The sequence below is a fragment of the Ideonella sp. genome, assembly GCF_041914305.1.
GTDB lineage: Bacteria > Pseudomonadota > Gammaproteobacteria > Burkholderiales > Burkholderiaceae_C > Ideonella.
In genome coordinates this window covers 18,838-42,535 of record NZ_JAYSDQ010000019.1, presented here as the reverse complement: position 1 = coordinate 42,535, position 23,698 = coordinate 18,838, and the positions used below count along the sequence as shown (strand labels likewise).

The 23,698-nt window shown below is 71.8% G+C and carries 21 protein-coding genes; 13 read left to right on the top strand and 8 right to left on the bottom strand.

Features of this window, described 5'->3' with window-relative positions; translation table 11 throughout:
• Positions 1-11: 11 nt before the first annotated feature.
• Positions 12-1,214, bottom strand: a complete 1,203-nt coding sequence (gene pcaF / locus ACE3SG_RS22460) for a 3-oxoadipyl-CoA thiolase (RefSeq protein WP_374568453.1) — start codon at positions 1,212-1,214, stop codon at positions 12-14.
• A 273-nt stretch (positions 1,215-1,487) separates the two neighbouring features.
• On the opposite strand from pcaF, the gene ACE3SG_RS22455 reads away from it, so the two are divergent.
• The 6 genes from ACE3SG_RS22455 (at position 1,488) to ACE3SG_RS22430 (ending at position 7,644) form a co-directional block, all read left to right on the top strand.
• Positions 1,488-2,786 (top strand): HD-GYP domain-containing protein, encoded by a 1,299-nt coding sequence (locus ACE3SG_RS22455; protein ID WP_374568452.1) that lies wholly within the window; start codon positions 1,488-1,490, stop codon positions 2,784-2,786.
• Positions 2,786-4,903, top strand: a complete 2,118-nt coding sequence (locus tag ACE3SG_RS22450; protein ID WP_374568451.1) for an EAL domain-containing protein — start codon at positions 2,786-2,788, stop codon at positions 4,901-4,903. Before ACE3SG_RS22455 ends, ACE3SG_RS22450 begins: the two co-directional genes overlap by 1 nt.
• 21 nt (positions 4,904-4,924) lie before the next feature.
• Positions 4,925-5,284, top strand: a complete 360-nt coding sequence (locus tag ACE3SG_RS22445) for a DUF1840 domain-containing protein (RefSeq protein ID WP_374568450.1) — start codon at positions 4,925-4,927, stop codon at positions 5,282-5,284.
• Positions 5,284-5,922 carry a histidine phosphatase family protein gene (locus ACE3SG_RS22440; RefSeq protein WP_374568449.1) on the top strand — a complete coding sequence of 213 codons (639 nt, stop codon included), beginning with the start codon at positions 5,284-5,286 and terminating at the stop codon, positions 5,920-5,922. The genes ACE3SG_RS22445 and ACE3SG_RS22440 overlap by 1 nt, the downstream gene beginning before the upstream one ends.
• Before the next feature lie 109 nt (positions 5,923-6,031).
• Entirely contained in the window at positions 6,032-7,141 is a 1,110-nt protein-coding gene (locus ACE3SG_RS22435; protein ID WP_374568448.1) for a sterol desaturase family protein, read from the top strand.
• A gap of 116 nt (positions 7,142-7,257) precedes the next feature.
• On the top strand, positions 7,258-7,644 hold the full coding sequence (locus tag ACE3SG_RS22430; protein ID WP_374568447.1) for a hypothetical protein: 387 nt from the start codon (positions 7,258-7,260) through the stop codon (positions 7,642-7,644).
• A gap of 75 nt (positions 7,645-7,719) precedes the next feature.
• On the opposite strand, the gene ACE3SG_RS22425 is transcribed toward ACE3SG_RS22430, so the two are convergent.
• From ACE3SG_RS22425 to ruvB, 5 genes are all read right to left on the bottom strand, one after another.
• A complete protein-coding gene (locus ACE3SG_RS22425; RefSeq protein ID WP_374568446.1) occupies positions 7,720-9,045 on the bottom strand; it encodes a S8 family serine peptidase in 1,326 nt (441 codons plus the stop codon).
• A 97-nt stretch (positions 9,046-9,142) separates the two neighbouring features.
• Complete coding sequence (locus tag ACE3SG_RS22420) at positions 9,143-12,001, bottom strand: CHAT domain-containing protein (RefSeq protein WP_374568445.1); 2,859 nt, start codon at positions 11,999-12,001, stop codon at positions 9,143-9,145.
• Complete coding sequence (locus ACE3SG_RS22415) at positions 11,982-12,533, bottom strand: carboxypeptidase-like regulatory domain-containing protein (protein WP_374568444.1); 552 nt, start codon at positions 12,531-12,533, stop codon at positions 11,982-11,984. Before ACE3SG_RS22415 ends, ACE3SG_RS22420 begins: the two co-directional genes overlap by 20 nt.
• Before the next feature lie 82 nt (positions 12,534-12,615).
• Positions 12,616-13,206, bottom strand: coding sequence for an RNA polymerase sigma factor (locus ACE3SG_RS22410; protein WP_374568443.1), 591 nt, complete (start codon positions 13,204-13,206; stop codon positions 12,616-12,618).
• 106 nt (positions 13,207-13,312) lie between these two features.
• Entirely contained in the window at positions 13,313-14,395 is a 1,083-nt protein-coding gene (gene ruvB, locus ACE3SG_RS22405; protein ID WP_374568442.1) for a Holliday junction branch migration DNA helicase RuvB, read from the bottom strand.
• A gap of 80 nt (positions 14,396-14,475) precedes the next feature.
• Here ruvB and ACE3SG_RS22400 point away from each other — a divergent pair, with 80 nt between their 5' ends.
• The 5 genes from ACE3SG_RS22400 (at position 14,476) to ACE3SG_RS22380 (ending at position 19,424) form a co-directional block, all read left to right on the top strand.
• A complete protein-coding gene (locus ACE3SG_RS22400; RefSeq protein WP_374568441.1) occupies positions 14,476-14,865 on the top strand; it encodes a DUF2946 family protein in 390 nt (129 codons plus the stop codon).
• A gap of 127 nt (positions 14,866-14,992) precedes the next feature.
• The gene (locus ACE3SG_RS22395) at positions 14,993-17,368 is read left to right on the top strand and encodes a TonB-dependent receptor (protein WP_374568440.1); all 2,376 of its coding nucleotides are present in this window, start codon (positions 14,993-14,995) and stop codon (positions 17,366-17,368) included.
• 8 nt (positions 17,369-17,376) lie between these two features.
• Entirely contained in the window at positions 17,377-17,931 is a 555-nt protein-coding gene (locus ACE3SG_RS22390) for a YcnI family protein (RefSeq protein ID WP_374568439.1), read from the top strand.
• A gap of 37 nt (positions 17,932-17,968) precedes the next feature.
• Positions 17,969-18,943, top strand: a complete 975-nt coding sequence (locus tag ACE3SG_RS22385) for a transporter (protein WP_374568438.1) — start codon at positions 17,969-17,971, stop codon at positions 18,941-18,943.
• 37 nt (positions 18,944-18,980) lie between these two features.
• Positions 18,981-19,424, top strand: a complete 444-nt coding sequence (locus ACE3SG_RS22380) for a copper chaperone PCu(A)C (protein ID WP_374568437.1) — start codon at positions 18,981-18,983, stop codon at positions 19,422-19,424.
• Between the two features lie 4 nt (positions 19,425-19,428).
• Here the strand turns inward: ACE3SG_RS22380 and ACE3SG_RS22375 are convergent, their stop codons facing one another.
• Both ACE3SG_RS22375 and ruvA read right to left on the bottom strand, forming a co-directional pair.
• Positions 19,429-21,525, bottom strand: coding sequence for a TonB-dependent receptor (locus tag ACE3SG_RS22375; protein WP_374568436.1), 2,097 nt, complete (start codon positions 21,523-21,525; stop codon positions 19,429-19,431).
• 103 nt (positions 21,526-21,628) lie between these two features.
• Positions 21,629-22,201, bottom strand: a complete 573-nt coding sequence (ruvA, locus tag ACE3SG_RS22370; RefSeq protein ID WP_374568435.1) for a Holliday junction branch migration protein RuvA — start codon at positions 22,199-22,201, stop codon at positions 21,629-21,631.
• A gap of 57 nt (positions 22,202-22,258) precedes the next feature.
• Here ruvA and ACE3SG_RS22365 point away from each other — a divergent pair, with 57 nt between their 5' ends.
• Together ACE3SG_RS22365 and ybeY are read left to right on the top strand one after the other, a co-directional pair.
• On the top strand, positions 22,259-23,239 hold the full coding sequence (locus ACE3SG_RS22365) for a PhoH family protein (RefSeq protein WP_374568434.1): 981 nt from the start codon (positions 22,259-22,261) through the stop codon (positions 23,237-23,239).
• A complete protein-coding gene (gene ybeY / locus ACE3SG_RS22360) occupies positions 23,236-23,697 on the top strand; it encodes an rRNA maturation RNase YbeY (protein WP_374568433.1) in 462 nt (153 codons plus the stop codon). Before ACE3SG_RS22365 ends, ybeY begins: the two co-directional genes overlap by 4 nt.
• The last annotated feature ends 1 nt before the right edge of the window (position 23,698 follow it).

Genomic DNA, 23,698 nt, shown 5'->3' with positions numbered 1-23,698 from the left:
CCGAAGCGGCGTCAGACCCGCTCGAGCACCAGGGCGATGCCCTGGCCCACGCCGATGCACATCGTGCACAGCGCGCGCTTGCCGCCGCTGGCGTGCAGCTGGTTGATCGCGGTCGTCACCAGCCGTGCGCCCGAGGCGCCGAGCGGGTGGCCCAGCGCAATCGCGCCGCCGTTGGCGTTGACCCGTGGGTCGTCGTCGGCGATGTCGAGCTGGCGCAGCACCGCGAGGCCCTGCGCGGCAAAGGCCTCGTTCAGCTCGATCACGTCGATCTGCGACAGCGACAGGCCGGCCAGCGCCAGCACCTTGCGCGTGGCCGGCGCCGGGCCGATGCCCATGATGCGCGGCGGCACGCCGGCGGTGGCCATGGCGACCACGCGGGCGCGCGGCGTCAGCCCATGGCGCGCCGCAGCGGCCTCGCCGGCCAGCAGCAGCGCGCAGGCGCCGTCGTTCACGCCCGAGGCGTTGCCGGCGGTCACGGTGCCGTCGGGCCGCACCACGCCCTTGAGCTTGGCCAGCGCTTCGAGCGAGGTCTCGCGCGGGTGCTCGTCCTTGTCGACGACGATCGGCTCGCCCTTTTTCGGCGTGATCGTCACCGGCGTGATCTCGGCGGCGAAGAAGCCGCGCTGCTGCGCCGCCACGGCCTTGCGCTGCGAGGCCAGCGCCATCTTGTCCTGGTCCTGGCGCGAGATGCCGAAGTCGGTGGCCACGTTCTCGGCTGTCTCGGGCATCGAGTCGACGCCGAACTGGGCCTTCATCAGTGGGTTGATGAAGCGCCAGCCGATGGTCGTGTCGTAGACCGCGTTCTCGCGCGCGAACGCCGCGGTCGCCTTGGGCATCACGAACGGCGCGCGGCTCATGCTCTCGACGCCGCCGGCGATCATCAGCTCGGCCTCGCCGGCGCGGATGGCGCGGGCGGCCGAGCCGACGGCGTCCAGCCCCGAGCCGCACAGGCGGTTGATCGTGCTGCCCGGCACGGCCACCGGCAGCCCGGCCAGCAGCGCCGCCATGCGGGCGACGTTGCGGTTGTCTTCACCGGCCTGGTTGGCGCAGCCGTAGAGCACGTCGTCGACCGCGGCCCAGTCCAGGTTCGGGTGGCGCGCCATCAGCGCACGGATCGGCACCGCGCCCAGGTCGTCGGCCCGCACCGGCGACAAGGCGCCGCCGTAGCGGCCGAAGGGGGTGCGTATCGCGTCGCAGATGTAGGCGTGGGTCATGGTGTGGGGGGCCGGCGTGCGGCCAGCGTGACAGGTTGGACAAAAGCGTGGAAAAACGTCGCGCGATGCTAGCGCGTGGCGGCGCATGCGGTGTGGCGCCGGCCATCACGCTCAAGTTGGCCGGGCGCGGTGCCGATGTTGAGGCAGAGGGCCCGTCAGACCTGCCGCCTCGGCGCCAGGCCGGCGCGCGGCCCTCGGCGCTTGAGTCACGCGGCGTCTTTCCTCCAGACACAAGCACGGGCAGAAACGCCGGGAATTCAGGGACTTTGCGACATGACCAGCACCGTTGAACCGCAGGACTTGCGCATCGGCATGTTCATCCATCTCGATGGGGGGTGGATGTCGCACCCGTTTCCGCTGTCGAGCTTCAAGATCAGCAACGCCGAGCAGATCGACACCATCCGCTCGCTCGGGCTGAAGCGGGTGCGTTGGAGCCCCGAGCGCAGCGACCTGCCCGCCGAAGCCGTGGCCGGCGACGCTGGCCAGGCCGGCCCGCAGGGCGACGCCGGTGCGGCGGCGACCGAGCCGGTCGTCGTGGTCGCGCCGGTGGCCGAAGACCCGGCCACGCGCGCACGCCGCCAGGCCGAGGCGCGCGCCGAGGCCGAAGCCGCCGCGCTGCGGGTGTGCGAGCGCCAATACCAAGAGGCCTGCCGCGACCTGCGCCGGGTGAATGACGCGCTGGTCGGCGAGCCCGAGCGTGCGCGCGACGGTGCGCAGGCCCTGACCCGCGCGCTGCTCGACAAGATGCTGATCGATGCCGAGCTGTGCGTGCGCGTGCTGGGCGAGCCCACCGGCGACCGCCACTCGGCCCATGCGATCAACGTGACCGTGGTCTCGCTGCTGCTGGCCCGCTCGCTGAAGATGGCCGCGCCCGAGATGGCCGACCTCGGCACCGGCTGCCTGTTGCACGACATGGGCAAGCTCGCGCTGCCCGACCGCGTGCGCCTGCCGCACGACGACTTCACCTCCGCCGAGGCCTCGCTGTACCGCGACCACGTCGGCCACGGCATCACCCAGGGCCGGCGCATGGGCCTGTCGCCGGGGGCGCTGCTGGTGGTGGCGCAGCACCACGAGCTGGCCGACGGCACCGGCTTTCCGAAGGGCGTCACGTCCGAGCGCATGTCGGTCGGCGCGCGCATCGTCTCGCTGGTCAACTTCTACGACAACCTGTGCAACGCGGCCACGCCGTCGAAATCGCTGACGCCGCACGAAGCCCTCTCGCGCATGTTCGCGCAGTCGCGCAACAAGTTCGACGCGACGATCCTGAGCGGCTTCATCCACATGATGGGCATCTACCCGCCCGGCTCGCTGGTGCAGCTGTCGGACGACCGCTATGCGATGGTGACCTCGGTCAACTCGGCCAGGCCGCTGAAGCCGCAGGTGCGGGTGCACGACCCGGCGCGCTCGCACGGCGTGCACCTGAACCTCGAAGACTGCCCCGATCTCGGCATTCGCCGCAGCCTGCGGGCCAGCCAGCTGCCGGCGCGCGCCGCCGAGGTGCTGGCGCCGCGCCTGCGCGTGGCCTACTTTTTCGATGTGTCGGCGACGCCGACGGTCGAAGAGCAGCTGTGATGAGCGGCGCCGATGCGGGCATCGCCTGGCTCACCGGCCAGGCGAGCGCCAGGGCCCAGCTGATCGACAGCCTGGACGACCCGGCCTGGCTGGTCGATGCTGCCGACGCCCGCGTGCTGCACGCCAACCAGGCCGCGGCCGACTGGCTCGGGCTCGAGCCGCAGGCCATCGTCGGCCGGCGCGCCGACACCCTGATGTCGACGCTCGAAGACGTGGCCTTCTGGTCTGACGTGTGCGGCGGCGCGCCCGGCGCGCTCGACAGCGACACCGAGATCACCCGCCCCGACGGCCGCACCGCCCACGTGCACCGCCGCGTGGTGCCGATCGGCGCGCTCAGCGCCGGGCCGGCGGGGGTCAGCGGCTACCTGGTGCTGCTGCGCGACCGCAGCGACGAGTACCAGGCCGAGCGCGAGCACGACGCGCTGCTGGCCGAACTGCGCGCCACGCTCGAAGCCACCGCCGACGGGATTCTGGTGACCGACCTGCACGGCCGCATCCAGGCCTTCAACCGCCGCTTCGCCACGCAGTGGTCGCTGCCCGAGTCGGCGCTGGTCGAGCGTGACGACGAGGCGATCCACCGCTGGATGAGCAGCCAGACGGTGGCACCGGCCGCCTACCAGGCGCGCCTGGCCGAGATCGAGGCCCATGCGCTGCTGGCGGCCGTCGACACGGTGCACCTGCTCGACGGGGCGCAGCTCGAACGCCACATCCAGCCGCAATGGAGCCGGGGCCGGCCGATCGGCCGCGTCTATTCGTTTCGAGAACTGAACCCGCAGCGCCGCGGCGCGCCGCGCGTGCTGCGCGGCGGGGCCCGCGACGAGTTGAGCCACTGGCCCGAGCGCAGCGGCTTCGTCGCCCAGATCGACGACGCGGTCGGCGCCGCGCGGCGCGACGGCACGCCGATGGCGCTGCTGTGCATCGAGTTCGACCGCGACCGGCTGTTCGCGCTCGACGGCGACGCCCAGGCCCGCGCGATGAGCGACATCGTCGAAGGCCTGCGGGCCCATGTGCCGGTGCAGCACCAGATGGCCCGCCTGGGCGGCGCGCGCTTCGGCGTGATGCTGCGCCAGTGCGGCGAAGCCTCGGCCGAGGCGCTGGCGCGCCGGCTGGTCGACCAGGGCCGCGCCGCGGCCGGTGGCGGGCTGTTGGCCACGGCCGGGCTGATGGTGTCGATCGGCGTGGCCGCCTACCCGCAGGCCGGCCTGAGCGCCGAAGACCTGCTCGAACACGCCGAGAGCGCGCTCGAACGCGCCCGCCGCGCCGGTGGCTCGGCCTGGCGCGTACATGCGTTCGACGCCACCGACGACGGCCCCCGCCTGGCGCGGCTGCAGCGTGCGCTGCGCGAAGGTGGGGCCGGCCAGTCGCTGCGCCTGCGCTACCTGCCGCGCGTGGACATGACCAGCGGCCGCGTCCAGTCGGTCGAGGCGCTGCTGCGCTGGCACGACGGCGAGCACGGCCTGCTGCCGCCGGCGCAGTTTCTGCCGCTGGCGGCCCGTGCCGGCCTGGCCGGCCCGCTGGACGACTGGGCGCTCGAACATGCGCTGCACCAGGCCGCGCGCTGGCGCGCCGCCGGTTTCGTCTGGCGCATCGCGCTGAACCTGAGTTCCTGGCAATGCCTGCAGCCCGGGCTGGCGCGCCGCGTCGCCGCGGCGCTTCAGGTGGCCGAATGGCCGGCCGAGCTGCTCGAGCTGGACGTGCACGAGGCGGCGCTGCAGGCCGACCCCGAGCTGGCCCGGGCGCAATTGATGGCCTTGCGCGAGCTGGGTGTGCACCTGGTGCTCGACGACTTCGGCAGCGGCGACGCGAGCCTGAACCTGCTGCGCCGCTTTCCGCTGCACGCGGTCAAGCTCGACCGCGAGCTGGTGCATGGCCTGGCCCGCGGTGCCACGCCCGAGGCCGGCCTGGCGGTGGCGCTGGCCGGCGCGGCGCGCGCCTGCGGCCTGACGGTCTACGCCGAGGGCGTCGAGACCGAGACCCACCGCCACGCGCTGCTGGCGCTGGGCGTCAGCGGCTGGCAGGGCTTTCTGTGCAGCCGCCCGCTCGACGCGGCCAGCGTGCTGGCCCGGCTGGCGCACGAGAAGAAGGCGGTCGGCGGGCTGGCGCGCGCCCGCCCCTGAACCGGGCGGTGACCCGCCGAGGTGCTCGGCGGCGACGGCCCGTGCGATGATCGCCGGGCCATGATCTACAAGTTCAAAAGCAAAGCCGCAGGCGACGTCATCATGATGGGCCCCACCGGCGACAAGGTGCTCGGCCTGATCGGCAAGGACACCACGCCCAAAGGCATCATCGAACCGGCGCAAATGCCGGCCGCGATCCAGGCCCTGGCCGACGCCGTGGCCGCCGACGATGCGGCCCGCGCCGTGGCCGGCGACGCCAAGGCCGACGAGCCCGCCGCGGGCAGCCGCGATGCCATTTCGCTGCGCCAGCGTGCCTGGCCGCTGGTCGAGATGATGAAGCGCGCGCTCGCCGCCGACGAGCCGGTGACCTGGGGCGTGTAGTGGATGACGTGACGCGAATACTCGCCGTGCGCCACGGCGAGACGGCCTGGAACGTTGACCGCCGGTTGCAAGGGCAGATCGACATCTCGCTCAACGCCATCGGGCAAGAGCAGGCCCGCCGCCTGGCCGAAGCGCTGGCCGACGAAGACCTCGATGCGATCGTCTGCAGCGACCTGGTGCGTGCGCGCGACACCGCGCAGGCCGTGGTCGACCGCACCGGCCTGCCGCTGACCACCGACGCCGGGCTGCGCGAGCGCCACTTCGGCATCTTCCAGGGCCACACCTACGACGAGGTCGAGCGCCTGTGGCCCGAAGAAAGCGCCCGCTGGCGCCGCCGCGAGCCCGATTTCGGCGCCGAGGGCGGCGAGACGCTGCAAGGCTTTTTCGACCGCTGCGTGGCCACCGCCAGCCGGCTGGCGGCCGCCCACCCGGGCCGCACGCTGCTGCTGGTGACCCACGGCGGCGTGCTCGACTGCCTGTACCGCGCCGCCTCGCGCGTCGAGCTGAATGCGCCGCGCACCTGGGAGCTGGCCAACACCGGCGTCAACCGCCTGCTCTACACGCCGCAGGGCTTCACGCTGGTCGGCTGGGGCGACACCCAGCATTTGAACGACGACGCCACGCTCGACGAGCTGTGACCGCCCGCCCAGGGTGTGCCGCGGCAGGCCGCTGACGTGACATCCTGAACCGGGCTTTCCCGAGGTTGGCCCCGCTGGCGCGCCGGCTTTGCCGCATGATCGCCGGATCATGCAATCTGCCCAGGTCATCGTGTTGGCGACGCCGGTCTTTCTTGGCCTGATCGCGATCGAATTCATCGTCGGCTGGCGCCGCGGCCGCAACACCTACCGCCTGGCCGACGCGATCAACAGCATCGGGCTGGGCATGATGAGCCAGGTCACGGGCTTGTTCACCAAGCTCGCCGCGATCGGCTTCTACACCTGGGTCTACCAGCGCGCCGCGCTGGTGCAGATGCCGACCGACGCCTGGTGGGTCTGGGCGCTGGGGCTGCTGGCCTACGACTTCTGCTACTACTGGCTCCACCGCTTCGGCCACACGATGGCGCTGTTCTGGGCCGCCCATTCGGTGCACCACCAGAGCGAGGACTACAACCTGTCGACCGCGCTGCGCCAGACCAGCAGCGGCTGGATCGCCGGCTGGCTGTTCTACCTGCCGATGGCGCTGCTGGGCTTTCCGCCGCTGGTGTTTGGCGTCGTCGCGCTGATCGACCTGCTGTACCAGTACTGGGTCCACACGCAGCAGATCGGCAAGCTGGGCTGGTTCGACCGCTGGTTCTGCTCGCCCAGCAACCACCGCGTGCACCACGCCGTGAACGAGAAATACCTCGACAAGAACTACGGCGGCATCCTGATCATCTGGGACCGGATGTTCGGCAGCTTCGTCGAAGAAGACGACGTCGAGCCCTGCGTCTACGGCACGATCAAGCCGCTGCGCAGCTGGAACCCGCTGTGGGCCAACCTCAGCTTCTACGCCGAGCTGGCGCGCGACAGCTGGCACACCCGGTCGTGGGCCGACAAGGTCAAGCGCTGGTTCGCGCCGCCCGGCTGGCGGCCGGCCGACGTGGCGGCGATGTTTCCCGGCGAACCCTGTGACCTGAAGCGCCAGCCCTACGAGCTGCCGCTGACTCCGGCGCGCCAAGCGGCGGCGCTGGCGCTGTTCGTGACCGCGATGGTCGGCACGTTGGGGCTGCTGTGGTTTGCCCACACCCTGGGCTTCTGGCCGCTGCTGGGCGGCGCCTCGGCCGTGGTCGCCGTGCTGTGGGCCGCGGGCTGGGCCTGCACGCCGACGCGGGCCGCTGCATCCGGCGCCGCCTGGGTCGGCGAGCCGACGCAAGGCTGAGGGCCATCGCCGGCCGGTTTTCGTTCGGCGCATGTATCAGGGTGGTTCGTACCGGCTCTGTTGGAGACCGAGGCGTCAAAGCCCGGTCTTCTTCTTCAACCAGATCCGGAGAAATCATGAGCAAGACCCTGAACCGTTCGCTGGCCATGCTGGCCGCCTTTTCCGCCCTGAGCATGGTGGCGTTCGACGCCTCGGCCGCCACGATCCGCGTCAAGTGCGAAACCCGCGCCGACCGCTCGCGCGGCTCGGTCGACGGGCTCAACCTGGCCTCGGGCAACTACTCGGCGGTCTTCGCCTCGGGCGCCAACAGTGCCCAAAGCCCGCTGGCGCACACGGTGGGCGACGAGGTCGAATTCGACTTCGACAGCAACAAGCGCGACATCAAGAAGGGCGCCACGCCGATCGCCAAGAACTTCATCGTCGGCGGCACGGCCACTGGCTCGCTGCTCGATGCGAACGGCAACGTGGTGGCCACCAAGACGGTGACCTGCCGCAACCGCTGAGCCTCGGCGCAGCACGAAAAAGGCGGCCCGCTCGGGCCGCCTTTGTTTTGGTGGGTCGCAGCGTCAATCAATACATCAGAGGCAAGACAGATCCGGCGCCTGCTGGTTCTTCACCGCGGCCAGTGCATCGACCTGCACGATCTGGGTGGCGCCGCACAGCGCCGCACCGCTCTTTTCGAGCCGCTTGGTCACGTCGACCGGCCGCAGCTTGGGCGAGCGTGCCCGCACCAGTGCGGCCACGCCGGCCGCCAGCGGCGAGGCCATCGAGGTGCCGCTCCAGGTGCCGTACTGGCCACCGGGCACGGTGCTGGTGATGTGGTCGCCGGGGGCGGCCACGTCGACCCATGAACCGCGGTTGCTGAAGTCGGCCAGGCGGTGGTCGGCGGCGCTGGCGCCGACCGGCAGCAGCCCGTAGACGCCCTCGGCGGCGGGGTACTCCTTGACGTCGCTGCGACCTTCGTTGCCGGCCGAGGCGATGATCACCGCGCCACCGGCCGCGGCGCAGCGCGCCTTGTCGCCGTCGTAGCCGGCGTCGGTGTAGTCGGTGTCCGGGCTCGGGCCGGGGGCCGGGATCGCGCACGCCGACAGCGTCATCACCGCATCGAGGATGCGGGTGCGGTCCAGCGTGCCCAGGCTCATGTTGACGACGTGCGCGCCGTCGTCGGTGGCCGGGTCGCCGTCGGGGTCGACCGCGTAGGCGAGCGCGTCGGCCAGCATCCAGACATCACCTCGACCCTCGGCGTCGAGCACGCGGATCGGCACGATCTGGGCGGCCGGCGCGGCCAGCGCCACCAGCCCGGCCACGTGCGTGCCGTGGCCGAAGCCGGCGTTCGTGCGGTCGCCTTCTTCGCGCGGGTCGTCGTCGCCGTCGACGAAATCCCGGCCCGGCAGCAGCTTGCCGGCCAGTGCCGGGTGGGTGAGGTCGACGCCGGTGTCCAGCACCGCCACGCGGATGCCGGCGCCCTGGGTGATGCGCTGCGCCGCGGGCAGGCGCATCGCCGCCGGGGCCCACTGCGCGCGGTACTCGACCTCGCTGCCGATGGCCCAGACCGCGTTCTTGCGCGCCTCGGGTGCGCGCGGCCGCACATTGGCCTCGGCGGCGATGACCTCGGGTTCGAGCGCGAGCGCCTTGACCTTCGCGCCGACGCTGTCGCCCGGCGCCAGGCCGAGCCGGTAGATCGGCCGCGCGCCCGATTGCCGCACCAGCGTCAACTGGTGCTTGGCCAGCAGCGGGCCGAGCCCGGCGGTGCTGTGCAGGCGCACCAGCACCTCGGCGTCGAGGTAGGGGTCTTTCGGCCCCTTGGCGAGTGCAGCTTGTGCGGCCGGGGCCAGGGTCGCGAGGGCGAGCGACAAGCGCCAGGCCAGGCGGGTCAGGGGCGGGGTGGGCGAGAACAACTTCATGGGAGCACCTTCGCAGCAGGGTGGCGACGCGCAACAGAGCGCGCCGCCGCCTGGCTGATACATCACAAGCGTAGCGCAGCCGACTGTCGCGGTGCTGTCAGCCGCCGCCGTACAGCGCGAACGCCGCCCAGTGGAACGGGTGCGGGTGCTGTTCGCGCAGCGCGAGCTGGGCCTGGCGCAGCGCCGCGGCCGGGGTGTCGCCGGCGGCGAGCGCGCGGTAGAAGCCGGCCATCAGGTGGGCGGTGATGCGGTCGTCGACCGGCCATTGGCTGGCCACGACCCGCCCCGCACCGGCCAGCAGAAAGGCCCGCACCAGGCCGACCCACTCGTCGCCGCGCGCGGCGGCCGGGTCCACCTCGCGGCCCGCGGTCTCGCAGGCGCTGAGCACCACCACCCGGGCCTGAAGCCGCAACGTCTCGACCTGCTCGGCGGTCAGCGCGCCGTCATGCAGGTGCAGCGCCGAGAAGCCCGGGCTGTCGGCGCGGAACTGTGCATGGCAGGCCAGGTGCAGCAGGTCGGCGTCGGCGGCGTCGGTGCGCAGAGCCTGCACCGTGGCCTCGCCATCGAGCCGCAATTCGGCGCCGGCCCAGGCCGCGGCCACCGCGCGCGCCTCGTCGCCGGCGTGTGGCAGCCGCGTCGATTCGCCCAGCACCAGCACCCGGGCCGGTGTGGCCGCGCGCTGCCGGGTGGCCCCGCGCAAGGCGCCACCGGCGCTCGGCAGCCAGACCAGCTCGTGGCGATCGGCCAGCGCGTGCCGGCCATCGCCCAGCGCTGCGAACGGCGCGCTGCCCAGTGGCGCCGGCGCGACCAGCAGCACGCGCCGCGCGTCGCCCACTGCCGCCGCCAACGGTGCCCAGACCTGCGCATGCAGTTGCTGCAGGCGGGTGTTGCAGCGGGCGGTCAGCGCCGGCAGGTGGGCGCCCATCGCGCTGGCGCCGTGGCCCAGCGCGTCGAGCTGGAACTGCACCGCCTGCAGCGCCTGCAGCAGGGCCGGCCAGGTGGTCAGTTGGCGCTGTACCGTGATGCCACCGCGGCGCACGACACAGGCCAGCAGTTCGTCGTCGAGCCGCGCGTACTCGACCAGCACCTCGTCGTCGGCCAGCGTGGCGCACAGCGCCGCCGTGTCCAGCCTTTGGCTGGCCATGCCGGGCGCGCCCGGGCTGGCGCTGCGCAGGCGCTGGCGGCGCACCTGCTCGAGCAGCCGCTGCTCGCTGGTGCGCAGCTCGTCGATCAACGCCGCTGACGGCGTGTCTTCGTCGTCTTCCAGGCCCTGGGCACGCCGCGCCAGCCAGCTCACGCGGGCCCGCAGTGCTTGCGTGGCTTCGTCGGCCGACGCTGCAGTCGCGGGGCCACCGGCCAGGCGTTCGCTCAATGCGCGCGACCGCACCCGGTCTGCCGCCTGCAGCACCGCGGCGGCCGTCGCGGGGGTGGGGTCGTGGGCCTGGTCTTGCAGCGCGTAGCGCAGCAGCTCGCGGTAGGGGCGCAGGTGGTCGGCGAGAAAGGCGCTGCGCACCTCGTCGCCGGGCAGCGCCTGGCGCAGTTCTTCGAACAGCGCCACCGCATCGGCCAGGCCGGTGCGCGCCGCCGCGTCATCGCCCAGGGCCTGGTCGGCCAGCGCCAGGCCGACGAGGCTGCGCACCTCGGCCGACAGGCGGCGGCTGGCGCGGGCCTGCGCCAGCGTCGTGGTGAACGCGGCGTGGGCGTCGGCCGGCCGGCCGGCCAGGGCCAGCGCCTGCGCGTGGACCAGCGCCGCGCGCGCGGCGCCGTCGTCCGAGCCGGCCGAGGCGCAGGCGCCGACGGCCACCTCGGCCCAGTGCAGGCCGGCGGCAGCGTCTTGCTGCGCCACCGCCAGCTCGGCGCGGGCCAGTGCCACGGCGGCCTGGCCGCCCTGGTTGTCTTGCGCGTCGAACAAGGCCAGCGCCGCGTCGAAGCGCGCGGCGGCGGCGGGGGCGTCGCCGGCCAGTGCGCGGCCGCGGCCCTGCTGCGCCAGCGTCCAGGCCTTGTCGTTGGGCATCTGCAGCGCGTCGAACTGGCGCAGCGCCTGGTCGAACAGCGCGTCGGCCTCGGGCAGCAGGCGCAGCTCGAGGTAGGCGTCGGCCAGCTGCTTCTCGGCGATCGCCAGGTGCTGCGGCATCTCGAGCCGCTCGTAGCTGGCACGGGCGCGCTCGAAGCCGGCCAGCGCGGGGCCATAACGCCCCCGCGACAGGTCGAGCAGCGCCACCGATTCATCGACCATCGCCTGCAGCACCGGCAGGCCGTGGGCATCGGCCCGCGCGCGGGCCCGGGTGTAGATGTGCGTGGCCTCGTCGAGGTCGCCCAGGCCGGTGAGGGCGTCGCCGAGGCCGATGTCGGCCATCACAGAGTGCTCGTGGTCTTCGATGCGCGCCAGCAACCGGGCCGCCTCGCGGTAGTGGTGCGCGGCCGCGGCGAAGGCATCGTGGCGCAGCTGCAGGCTGCCCAGGTTCAGGCTGACCTTGCTGGCGGCCCGCAGATCACCTTGCGCCATGAAGGCGGCCAGCGTCTGCTCGGCGCAGCGGGCGGCCTCGTCGCGCCGGCCCAGCATGGCCAGCGCCATGATCTTGGGCACCTGTGTCTGCGCGGCGGGGGCGGGCTGGCCCAACTGCCCGAAGCGCGCGGCCGCGTCATCGAAGGCCGGCACCGCCTCGGCCATCTGCCCGCGTGTGATCGCCGCGATGCCACGGGTCCACGCGGCCAGGGCCTCGATTTCGGTCCGGGCCGCGGCCGGCGTGGCGGCGGGCAGCTGGGGCAGGCCCTGGTTCAGCAGCTCGGCCGCCTGGGCAGCGCGGCGGGGCTCGGTGCTCCAGGCGGCGTAACAGGCGTCTTTGAGCGCCCAGGCCAGCGCCAGGTCGAGCGCCGGCGGCGTGGTCGCGCCCGTGTCGAGCAGGCGCTGCGCCCGATCGGCGGGGGTGGCGTCGTCAGCCGGCGCGGCCGTCATGGGGGCTGGCGCCAACATCGAACGGCGGCAGCACGATCTCGTGCCCGGCCAGCAGCAGGCTCAGCTGGTAGCGGCCCGGCGCCACGTCGGCCAGGCGGAACTCGCCCAGCGCGTCCAGCGGCGTTTCGTAGACGGTGGCCTCGGCCTGCTCGGGGGCCAGTGCAACCGCGCCGCTGTCGTCTGGCCCCAGCACCTGGCCGCTGACGGCGAAGCGGTCGCCGCTGGGCACGATGCGCAGGTCGATGTCGCGGCCCTCGGCGCTGAACACCAGCTGGCGCGTGGCCGAGCCGGTGGAGCGCAGGCCGGCCGCCAGCGGCGCCTGGGCCCAGCTGTCGAAGCTCAGCACCGCGAGCACGCGCTGGCGCACGGCGTCGATGGCCTGGGCCAGCGACACGGTGGCCGGCGCGCGCCAGGCGGCCAGCGCGCGGCGTTGCCATTCGGCCGGCGCATCGGCCAGGGCCGCCGCAGCGGGCACGCGGGCCAGCAACTCGGCGTCGCTCAGGTGGCTCAGGGGCTTTGGCGGCTTGTTCATGGCATTGGTGGGTCGGGCGGGTATGCGAGACAGAGCGCGGTGGGGGCGGCCAGATACACGGGCGGCAACGGTCTGAAGGCCCTCAGGGCAGCAGTTTGCGCAATTTGCCCAGGCAGCGCGAGCGGGTCGGGCCGATGCTGCCCACCGGCAGGTTCAGGCGGCGGCCGATTTCGTCGTAGCCCAGGTGTTCGTCTTCGTCGCGAAACACCAGCTGCAGCAATTCGCGGCAGCGCTCGTCGAGCCGGTCCAGCCCCAGGCGCAGCCGGTGCAGCTGTTGCAGCTCGTCGAGACGCTGCTCGGCGCCGGGGCTGTCGTCGGCCACATCCCATTCAGCCGGGCCCTGGCTGTCGCCGTCGTCGTCGCGTGTCATCGAGACCTGGCGCTGCCCACGCCGGCGCGCGGCCAGCCCTTCGCGCTTGGCGGTGGTGACGACCCAGGCCTGCAGGTGCTCGGGCTCGCGCAGCGTCGGCAGGTGTTGCACCAGCTTCTCGAACACGGTCTGGAACACGTCGGCCGCGACATGCTCGTCCAGCCCCATGCGGGTGACGATGGCGTAGACCAGCCGCTGGTAGCGCGCGACCAGTTGCCCCCAGGCGGTGGCGTCGCCGGCGCGGCAACGCCGGACCAGCGCCACATCGTCGTTGTCGGGTTCGTCGGTCACGGTGTCGCCCAAGCCGCCTCCTGCATCGGTTCGCCCGATTGTGGGTCGGCCGCGGTGGCGCGCGGGGCCGCCCGGTTGATGTATCTCAAGGCCGCACCGTGACCCGGCGGTGGCCGGGTCAGCCGGCGTCGAACAGGTCGCCGCCGCCCAGGCCGGGCTGGCGCGCCGGGGGTGTCAGCCCCAGGTGGCGGTAGGCCATCAGCGTGGCCACGCGGCCGCGCGGGGTGCGCTGCAGATAGCCTTGCTGGATCAGGTAGGGCTCGATCACGTCTTCGATCGTGCCGGGCTCTTCGCCGATCGCGGCGGCCACGTTGTCCAGGCCGACCGGGCCACCGTCGAAACGGTGCACCACGGCTTCGAGCAGCTTGCGGTCCATCACGTCGAAGCCGACCGGGTCGACGTCGAGCATCTTCAGCGCCAGGTCGGCGATCGTCTTGTCGATCTGGCCGCGGCCTTTCACGTCGGCGTAGTCACGCACCCGGCGCAGCAGCCGGTTGGCGATGCGCGGCGTGCCGCGCGAGCGGCGCGCGATCTCCATCGCGCCGGCGGCGTCCACCGGCACGTTTAGCAACCCGGCCGAGCGGGTGACGATGCGCGTCAGCTCTTCGGGGGTGTAGAACTCGAGCCGCGCGACGATGCCGAAGCGGTCGCGCAGCGGGTTGGTCAGCATGCCGGCGCGGGTGGTGGCGCCGACGAGCGTGAAGGGTTGCAGGTCGAGCTTGATCGAGCGTGCCGCCGGGCCTTCGCCGATCATGATGTCGATCTGGTAGTCCTCCAGCGCGGGGTAGAGGATTTCCTCGACGACGGGTGAGAGCCGGTGGATCTCGTCGATGAAGAGCACATCGTTGCGCTCGAGGTTGGTCAGGATCGCCGCCAGGTCTTTCGGCTTTTCAAGCACCGGGCCGCTGGTCTGGCGCAGGCTGACACCCAGCTCGTTGGCGATGATGTGGCTCAGCGTGGTCTTGCCCAGGCCGGGCGGGCCGAACAGCAGCACGTGGTCGAGGGCCTCGCTGCGCTTCTTGGCCGCGCCGATGAAGATTTCGAGCTGCTCGCGGGCCTTGGCCTGGCCCACGTACTCGGTCAGGCCCTTGGGCCGCAGCGCGCGTTCGAGCGCTTCTTCTTGCGGCGAGGCGGCGCTGGCGGTGACCACGCGGGCGGCGGCGCGCTCGGGCAAGCCGAAATCGTCGGTCTGGATGGACATACAGGGATTATCGCGTTTGGCACGCCGGCCATGACGCCGGACAAGCTTCGCTCAGGGTCGGTCCCTACAATCCGCCCACCGTGCAGAGCCTTCGACACCACCGCCATGCCCTCGCCTGGATCGCCTTCGTGGCGATCTTCGCGATCGCGCTGGTGCCGACGGTGTCGCGCTGGCTGGCCGCCGCCCAGGGCGGCTCGGCCTGGGCCGAGATCTGCACGCCGCAAGGCCCGAAGCAGCTCGCCGTGGGTGACACCGAACCCGCGCAGCCGACCCAGGCCGCGGCGGTGCACCTGGACCATTGCGCGCTGTGCGGCCTGGCCGGCCACGCGATGGCGCCACCGCCGCCGGTGGCCGCGCCCACGCTGATCGAGCCACTGGCCGATCGGCCCGCGCTGTTCTTGCAGGCGCCGCGCCCGCTGTTCGCCTGGGCCGCGGCGCAGGCCCGCGCCCCGCCGTTCGTTCGAGCCTGAGCCGGCGCCGCCTGCCGCACTGAGTGCGGCCGGGCGCGCCCCGCACCGCTGCGCCACCACGGCCGGCTGCGCCCCGCGCGCGGCACGGTCCGGCGCACCGGCCCGCCCGCTTTGAACGAACCTGGTCATGTCCCGCATCCATTGCCTGGCGTCGGCGCTCGCCGTCGCCTGCCCGCTGGCGCTGCCTGCAGCCGCCCGCGCCCAAGCCTCATCCATCGAGTCGACCCTGTCGACTGACATCGACACCGCACCGGCCCACCACGCCGGCGTCGTCACCATCGTGGCCCAGCAGGCCAGCAGCCTGCCGACCCGGCTGCCGACCACCATCGAAGGCATCACCGGCGCCGAGGTCGAGCGCAGCATCAACGCCGCCGACAGCGAAGACGCGCTGAAGTACCTGCCCAGCCTGCTGGTGCGCAAGCGCTACATCGGCGACTACAACCACGCGGTGCTGTCGACCCGCGCCTCGGGCACCGGCAACAGCGCGCGCTCGCTGGTCTATGCCGACGGCATCCTGCTGTCCAACTTGCTTGGCAACGGCGCCAGCTTCACGCCGCGCTGGGGCCTGGTGGCGCCGGAGGAGATCGAGCGGGTCGACGTGCTGTATGGCCCGTTCTCGGCCGCCTACCCGGGCAACTCGGTCGGTGCGGTGGTCGATTTCGTGACCCGCCTGCCGCAGCGCTTCGAAGCCCACGCCAAGCTGGCCGCCTACAGCCAGCCGTTCAAGCTCTACCGCAGCGACGCGACCTACGGCGGCCACGCGGCCAGCGCCTCGCTCGGTGACCGCACCGGCGACTGGGCCTGGTGGTTCAGCGTGCAGCGGCTGGACAACGACGGCCAGCCGCTCGGCTTCGTCACCAAGCCGCCGTCGACCACCGCGCCCGCGCCGGGCGCGCCGGTGCTGACCGGGGCGTGGGCCGGCAAGGACAAGAGCAACGCCGACTGGCTGATCCTCGGCACCAGCGGCCAGGTGCACACGGTGCAAGACCACGCCAAGGCCAAGCTTGCCTACGTCTTCGGCGGTGACCTGCGCGCCGCCTACACGCTGGGCTGGTGGCGCAACCGCGCCGAATCACGCTCGGCCAGCTACCTGCGCGACAGCGACGGCAACGCCTTCTACGCGTTGCCCGCGAACAGCGGCACCCCCAGCGGCTCGCCGGTCGACCTGGGCGGGCAGGGCTACACGCTGGGGGCCAACGACTTCCCGCAGTCGCGCGATGCGCTGACGCACGTGATGCACGGGCTGTCGCTGCGCCAGCGCAGCCGCGGGGTGTTCGACTGGGAACTGGCCGCGAGCCGCTACGACTATGCGCAAGACCGCAGCCGCTCACCGACGGTGGCCCGCCCGGGGGCAGACGACGGTGGTGCCGGCCGCATCACCGATCTGGACGGCACCGGCTGGGACACGCTGGCCGCGAAGGCCGTCTGGCGGCCGAACGGCGCCCACACGGTCGACGTCGGCCTGCAGCAAGAGCGCTACCGCTGGCGCCAGACCGTGCGCAACGCCGACGACTGGTTGCATGGCGCGCCCACCACCTTGTTCACCGCCTTCAGCGGCGAGACGGCGCTGCGCAGCGTCTACGGGCAAGACACCTGGGCCGTCACGCCGGACTGGACGGCGGTGCTCGGCCTGCGCGCCGAACACTGGACCGCGCGCGACGGCCGCAAGACCGCGTCCGACGGCACCTTGGTGGACTTCGCGCCACGCAGCGAGGACGCACTGTCGCCCAAGGCGGCGCTGGGCTGGCAGATCGACGACGCCTGGGCGCTGCGCCTGTCGAGCGGACGCGCGCTGCGCATGCCGACAGTGGCCGAGCTGTTCCAGGGCGGCGTCGGCCCCAACGGCGCCTATGTGGATGGCGACCCGGCCACCAACCCCGACCTGAGGCCTGAAGAGTCGTGGACGACCGAGCTGAGCGCCTTGTGGGAAACGGGGCCGCACCAATGGCGCGCGACCGCCTTTCACGAAACCACCCGCGACGCGCTGTACAGCCAGACCTCGTTGGTCGACGGCAAGCCGGTGGCCAGCGTGCAGAACATCGACCGCCTGCGCACGCAGGGGCTGGAGCTGGCCTACCGCGGCCAGGGCTTGTGGACGCGGGCGCTCGACCTGGCCGGCAGCCTGACCTGGACCGACTCGGTCATCGTCGCCAACAGCGGCTATGTGCTGACGCCGGGCGACACCATCGGCAAACGCCAGCCGCGCGTGCCGCGTGTGCGCGCCAGCCTGGCCGCGACCTGGCATGCCACCGAACAACTGGCCGCCACGCTGGCCGCGCGCTATGGCGGCACCCAGTTCGGCACGCTGAACAACAGCGACACCCACGGCACTGCGTACCAGGGCTTCTCGCGTTACGCCAGCGCCGACCTGCGGCTGCACTGGCGCATCACCCGGCAATGGAGCGCCGCGTTCGGCATCGACAACCTGACCAACGCGACCTACTGGAACTTCCACCCCTACCCGCAGCGCAGCTACAGCGCCGAGCTGCGTTTCGACCTGTGAGGCCCTTGATGAAGCATTCTTCGATCCACACCCCGATGGCATGGGCTGCGGCCCTGGCGGTCATGGCCGCCGGTGCCCAGGCCCACGTGACGCTGGAGCAGCCGCGCGCCGAGGCCGGCAGCGCCTACAAGGCGGTGCTGCGCGTCGGCCATGGCTGCGACGGCTCGCCGACACGTGCCTTGAGCGTGCGCCTGCCGGCCGGCTTTCGCGGCGCCAAGCCGATGCCCAAGCCGGGCTGGACGGTGACGATCCGCCGCGAGGCGCTGGCCGAGCCCTACGACAGCCACGGCCAGAAGGTCAGCGACGACGTCGCCGAGATCACCTGGCAAGCCGACGCGGGCGCGCCAGGGCTGCCCGACGCGTTCTACGACGAGTTCGTGCTGCGTGGCCAGGCGCCGCAGGCCGTGGGCCCCGCGTGGTTCCGCGTGCGCCAGGTCTGCGAGAAGGGCAGCATCGACTGGGCCGAGTTGCCGCCGGCCGATGGCGCGGCACGCGAGCTGAAGGCGCCCGCGGCACGGCTCGACCTGACCGCCCCCGACCCCCATGCCGGCCATGCGCACTGACCCGCCCCGCAACACGCTGACAGAAAGAGCTTTGACGATGATGACCCCCTTCCCGATCCGTGCCGCGGCCATGGCTGCGCTCGTGGCGCTGAGCGCATCGGCCGCCCAGGCCTCGTGCGGCGCCGCCTCCTGCAACCTGCTGAACGACCGCTTTGCGCTCGGCACCTGGGACCACGCCGGCTGGAGTGTCGACCTGCGGCTCGAATCCGTCGTGCAAGACCAACTGCGCCGGGGCAGCCAGAACATTTCGCCCGACGACCTGCCTGAAGACGAAGAGGCGGTCGAGCGCCACACGCGCAACCTGAACCTGGTGACGACGCTGGACTACGCAGTCAGCCCGCAGTGGGCGTTCTCGCTGCGCCTGCCGCTGCTGCAGCGCGACCACGCGCACGACCTGATCGACGAGGGCTCCGGCGAGCTTGGCGCGCACGAGCGCTGGCGCTACAACCGCGTTGGTGATGTGCAGGCGCTGGTGCGCTGGCAGGCGCCGGCGGCGTCGGGCGACGACCTCGCCTGGGCGCTGACCGGCGGGCTGAAGCTGCCGACCGGGTCGCGCAGCGTGGCCAACGGCGACGGCAGCGTTGCCGAGCGCAGCCTGCAGCCCGGCAGCGGCACCACCGACCTGATCGTCGGCGCATCGGCGCGCTTTGTGCTGGGGCTGGCAGATGCACTGAACCTGCAGGCCACCTGGACCGGCGCACTGGCCGAGCGCGACGGCTACAAGCCGGGCCAGCGGCTCGATCTGTCGGCCGGCTGGGCGCATGCGATGTCGCCGCTGTGGAGCCTGCTGCTGCAGGCCAACTGGAGCCAGCGCGGCCGCGACCATGGCGTTGAGGCCGAGCCTGCGCTGAGCGGCGGCCACACGTTGAACCTGTCGCCCGGGGTCAGCCTCTCACCCGGGCACGACGACATGGTCTACGCTTTGCTGCAGGTGCCCGTGAGCCAGCAGGTCAACGGCATCCAGTTGGTGCCGCGTACCAGCCTCGCCCTGGGCTGGACCCGTGCCTTCTGATCGCCGCTTGATGAACCCCTCGAGAAAGAAGATCCCGATGAAACCCTCCCTGTTTTCCGCGCTCGTCATCTTGTCGTCAGCCTGCCTGGCGGCCGGCCCGGCGCTGGCCGCCACCACCGTCAGCAATGCCTGGGCCCGCGGCACCGTGGCCGGCCAGGCGAGCTCTGGCGCGTTCATGCAACTCACCTCGTCGCAAGGGGGCCGCCTGGTGGCCGTGGCGTCGCCCGCGGCCGGCATGGCCGAGGTGCACGAGATGAAGATGGACAACGGCGTGATGAAGATGAACGCCGTGCCGTTCCTCGAGCTGCCGGCAGGCAAGACTGTCGAGTTGAAGCCGGGCGGCTACCACGTGATGCTGATGGGCCTGAAGCAGCAGCTCAAGGGTGGCGAGACGCTGCCGCTGACCCTGACCATCGAAGGCGCCGACGGCAAGAAGGAGACGCTGGAGCTGAAGGTGCCGATCAAGGCGCTGGGCCAGTAGCGCATCAGAAGGTCGCGCGCAGCGTCAACCGCAGCGTGCGCGGCTCGGCCGGGTGCACGATGCGGTCGAGCACTGGTGCCGTTTCGCCCGGCAGTTGCGACTCGTAGTAGTACTGGATGTCGTTGACCTTCGCGTCGAACAGGTTGAAGACATCCAGCGTCAGCTCGGCCGGCCAGCCGGTCAGGCCACGCAGGTTGTTCGTGACGCGCAGGTTGAAGGTCGACGACGGACGCGAGCGCACCGCGTTGTCCTCGACCAGCGCGCCGGTGCCGAGGTAGCGCCACTGCAGGCTGGCCGACCAGGGGCCGAAGTCCTTCAGCGTCGCGGCGACCGAGGCCACCGAATCGACCGCGTTCGGGATCCGGGCACCGTCGCTGAAGCGGGCGTGCGTCCAGGCCAGATCGGCATCGAGCAGGAAATGCTCGCTCGGCGTCCAGCGGTTGTTCCATTCGATGCCGCGGCGGCGGCTGGCGGCGCTGGCTTCGGTGGCCCCGGCGTCGCCGACATAGACCAGCTCGGAATCGAAGTTGAGTGTCCACAGCGCGAGCGAACTTTGCAGGCCCGGCAGCGCCTCGGTGCGCAGGCCCAGCTCCCAGCCGCGTGAGCTGACGAGGCCGGGCACCGGCGCGAGCGGGTCGGTGGTGCCGCGCGCATCGTTGCTGTGGAAGCCTCGGCCGGCATTGAAGAAAACCTCGGTCTTGGCCCACGGCCCACCGACCAACGCGAGCTTGGGCGAGAGCTGACTGGCACGTGCGTGGCCCGAGTTGGCGGCCGACGACAGGCCGGCGACCGTGAAGTCGCCCTGGTCCCAGCGCAGGCCGAAGACGCCGCGCAGCTTGTCGCTGACGTTGATCGAGGTCTGGGCGTACAGGCCGGTCATCGTTTCTTCGACATCGTCCAGGCGTGTCGTGTCGACGATGCGGCGCTCCTGCGTCGTGTACAGGCCAACGCGGGCACGGTCGTGGCGCAGCTGCAGCCCGAGCTCACTGCGCGCGTCGAGGCCCCCGAGTGCGTGGCTCCAGGCCTGGCTGGCCGACAGGCCGTAGACATCGCGCTCGTCCTGCTGCGCGAACTGGTCGCCGGTGTCGGGCCGTTCCATCGCGTAGGTGAAGTTTGAGTACAGCGCGAGCGTGTAGTGCATCGCATAACCGGCCACGCGGGCCTCGCCACCGGCCAGTGGCCCGTGCCAGTCGGCGTTCAGGCTGGTGCGGCTGGTGCGGCCGCCGTCGCTCGGGTCGAGCGAATCGAAGCGGTCGAAGGGCCGACCGTTGTACTCGCCGGCATCGATCAGGCGCTGCGGAATCTGGTCGGTCGAGGTCCAGCGCGCGTCGTAGGCCATCAGGCCGGCGCTGAAGCCTTGGCGCTTGTCACCCTGGCTCAGCCCGAGCACCGCGTTCGCGCGGCGCAGCCCTTCGGGCACGGTCCACGGCCCGTCGTTGTGCATCAGCTCGGCGGCGCCGAGCACGCGCAGGCCCGGGCCGATGTCGAGCGACGCGCCACCCACGCCGCGCCGGTAGCCGTTCTCGCCGAGCGTCAGCTGCGCGAACGGATGGGCCAGCGTCTGCACATAGTGGATGTCGGCCGCGCCGGCCGAGGCGAAGTCGCCGTGCGTCGCGAAATAGGGGCCCTTGCGGTAGGCGATGTGGTCGACCAGCTCGGGGATCAGGAAGTTCAGGTCCGAGTAGCCCTGGCCATGGCCGTGGCTGGGCATGTTGACCGGCATGCCGTCGACGGTGGTCGCGAAATCGGTGCCGTGGTCGAGGTTGAAGCCGCGCAGGAAGTACTGGTTGGCCTTGCCGTCGCCCGAATGCTGCGTGACGATCACGCCAGGCACGAACTCCAGCACTTCGCCGGGCCGCAGGGCCGGGCGGCTCTTCAGCAGCTCGGCGCGGATCGTGCCTTGCGAGGCGGCATCCGAGCTGCCGACGGCGTTGTCGTAGTGGCGACTGGTGATCTCGATGCGGGCGGCGCCGAGCATGGCCACCTGGTCATCGGCTGCGCCGGGCGCCGTGTCGGCCTGAGCATCGGCGCACAAGGGGGTGGCGCACAGCGCCAGGGCGAGCGCGAACGGGCGCAGGGGCAGCGGACAAGCGGTGGGCATGGCGGGTGGCAATCAAAGGCAACTGCCCGCCCTATACGACCCGTGGGCGCGACTGGATGCGCCACGCCATCGCCCCGCGGGGCTTTCGCCCTTGACCCGCTCGTCAGCCCAGCGACTTCAGCGCCAGCTTGATGCCCTCGCTGACGCCGATGTCCGGCGGCAGCTTCTTCAGCGCCGCGCCGGCGTCTTTCTCGTTGTAGCCCAGCGCCATCAGCGCCTGCACGATGTCGGCCTGCGCGTCGGTGGTCACCTGGGTCGAGGGGGCGCCGAGCTCGGGCCCGAGCTTGCCCTTGAGCTCGAGCAGCAGCCGCTCGGCGGTCTTCTTGCCGATGCCCGGCACCTTCTGCAGCCGGCCGCCCTCTTGCCGCGAGATCGCCGCCGACAACTCGGCCACCGACAGCCCCGACAGGATCGCCAGCGCGGTGCGCGGGCCGACGCCCGAGATCTTGATCAACTCGCGAAACGTGCTGCGCTCTGACGCCGTGAGAAAGCCGTACAGCAGGTGCGCGTCCTCGCGCACCACCAGGTGGGTCAGCAGCGTGACGCGCTCACCCAGCCCCGGCAGGTTGTAGAAGGTGCTCATCGGCACATCGGCTTCGTAGCCGACACCGTTGACATCCACCAACACCAGCGGCGGGGACTTTTCCGCGAGCAAACCCGAGAGGCGGCCGATCATGGGCGGGGATTATCGTTTGCCGGACAATCGTGGCCTGCCGATTCACCGAGGCCCTGCGTGATCCTCCGCCACACCTTCTCTCCGCTCGACAACACCCGCCTGTCACACCTGTGCGGCGCGGTGGACGAGAACCTGCGTGCGATCGAGGCAGTGCTGCCGGTGGCGATCACGCGGCGGCAAGGCGCTTTCAAGATCGATGGCTCGAAGCGCGATGCTGAGCGTACGCTGGCGTTGCTCGAATCGTTGTACGAGCGGGCCAAGAAACCGATCCATGCCGAGACGCTCCAACTGGCGCTGGACGACCTACGCCGCAACCCGGCCAAGGCGCCGGTGGTGCCTGGCGAAGATGGCGAGATCGTGCTGCACACGCGCCGCGCCGACCTGGTCGGCCGCACGCCGAACCAGGTGCAATACCTGCGCCAGATCCTGTCGCACGACATCACCTTCGGCATCGGCCCGGCCGGCACCGGCAAGACCTTTCTCGCGGTGGCCTGCGCGGTCGATGCGCTGGAGCGCAGCCAGGTGCAGCGCATCATCCTCACGCGCCCGGCGGTGGAGGCCGGCGAGCGCCTCGGCTTCCTGCCCGGCGACCTGGCGCAGAAGGTCGACCCCTACCTGCGCCCGCTGTACGACGCGCTGTACGACCTGATGGGCTTCGACCGCGTGACGAAGGCGTTCGAGAAGGGGCTGCTCGAGGTGGCGCCGCTGGCCTTCATGCGCGGGCGCACGCTGAACCATTCGTTCGTGATCCTCGACGAGGCGCAGAACACCACGCCCGAGCAGATGAAGATGTTCCTGACCCGCATCGGCTTCGGCTCGAAGGCGGTGGTCAACGGCGACATCAGCCAGATCGACCTGCCGCGCGGCATGCCCAGCGGGCTGGTCGATGCGGCCGAGGTGCTCAAGCGCGTGAAGGGCATCGCGATGACCCGATTCAATTCGACCGATGTCGTGCGACACCCGCTGGTGGCGCGCATCGTCGAGGCCTACGAAGCGCACCAGGGCCCCCGCGACGGCGCGCATGGGGCAGGGACATGAGCCGCGTGGCCAAGCCCTCGCTCAGCCTGAGCCTGCAGTTCGCCGACTCGCGCCACCGCGAGCAGCTGCCGCGCCACCGCGTGGCGCGCTGGGTGCGCGCGGCGCTCGATGCGCCGGGCGAGATCACCGTGCGCATCGTCGGCGAAGACGAAGGCCGCCAACTCAACCATGAGTTCCGTGGCAAGGACTACGCGACCAATGTGCTGACCTTCGACTACGCGCAAGAGCCGGTGGTCCACGCCGACCTGATCCTGTGCGCGCCGGTGGTGGCGCGCGAGGCGCGCGAGCTGCGCGTATCCATTGCCGACCACTACGCCCACCTGCTCGTGCACGGCACCCTGCACGCCCAGGGCTGGGACCACGAGACCAGCGACGAAGACGCCGAGGCGATGGAAGCCCGCGAGACCGAGATCCTGCTCGGCTTGGGCTTGAAAGACCCCTACCGTCAGCGCCGCTGAA

Bases quoted from the DNA above. Each gene is read 5' to 3' on its own strand.
- pcaF (WP_374568453.1), bottom strand. From the start codon at position 1,214: ATGACCCACGCCTACATCTGCGACGCGATACGCACCCCCTTCGGCCGC.
- ACE3SG_RS22455 (WP_374568452.1), top strand. From the start codon at position 1,488: ATGACCAGCACCGTTGAACCGCAGGACTTGCGCATCGGCATGTTCATC.
- ACE3SG_RS22450 (WP_374568451.1), top strand. From the start codon at position 2,786: ATGAGCGGCGCCGATGCGGGCATCGCCTGGCTCACCGGCCAGGCGAGC.
- ACE3SG_RS22435 (WP_374568448.1), top strand. From the start codon at position 6,032: ATGCAATCTGCCCAGGTCATCGTGTTGGCGACGCCGGTCTTTCTTGGC.
- ACE3SG_RS22430 (WP_374568447.1), top strand. From the start codon at position 7,258: ATGAGCAAGACCCTGAACCGTTCGCTGGCCATGCTGGCCGCCTTTTCC.
- ACE3SG_RS22425 (WP_374568446.1), bottom strand. From the start codon at position 9,045: ATGAAGTTGTTCTCGCCCACCCCGCCCCTGACCCGCCTGGCCTGGCGC.
- ACE3SG_RS22420 (WP_374568445.1), bottom strand. From the start codon at position 12,001: ATGACGGCCGCGCCGGCTGACGACGCCACCCCCGCCGATCGGGCGCAG.
- ACE3SG_RS22415 (WP_374568444.1), bottom strand. From the start codon at position 12,533: ATGAACAAGCCGCCAAAGCCCCTGAGCCACCTGAGCGACGCCGAGTTG.
- ruvB (WP_374568442.1), bottom strand. From the start codon at position 14,395: ATGTCCATCCAGACCGACGATTTCGGCTTGCCCGAGCGCGCCGCCGCC.
- ACE3SG_RS22395 (WP_374568440.1), top strand. From the start codon at position 14,993: ATGTCCCGCATCCATTGCCTGGCGTCGGCGCTCGCCGTCGCCTGCCCG.
- ACE3SG_RS22390 (WP_374568439.1), top strand. From the start codon at position 17,377: ATGAAGCATTCTTCGATCCACACCCCGATGGCATGGGCTGCGGCCCTG.
- ACE3SG_RS22385 (WP_374568438.1), top strand. From the start codon at position 17,969: ATGATGACCCCCTTCCCGATCCGTGCCGCGGCCATGGCTGCGCTCGTG.
- ACE3SG_RS22380 (WP_374568437.1), top strand. From the start codon at position 18,981: ATGAAACCCTCCCTGTTTTCCGCGCTCGTCATCTTGTCGTCAGCCTGC.
- ACE3SG_RS22375 (WP_374568436.1), bottom strand. From the start codon at position 21,525: ATGCCCACCGCTTGTCCGCTGCCCCTGCGCCCGTTCGCGCTCGCCCTG.
- ruvA (WP_374568435.1), bottom strand. From the start codon at position 22,201: ATGATCGGCCGCCTCTCGGGTTTGCTCGCGGAAAAGTCCCCGCCGCTG.
- ybeY (WP_374568433.1), top strand. From the start codon at position 23,236: ATGAGCCGCGTGGCCAAGCCCTCGCTCAGCCTGAGCCTGCAGTTCGCC.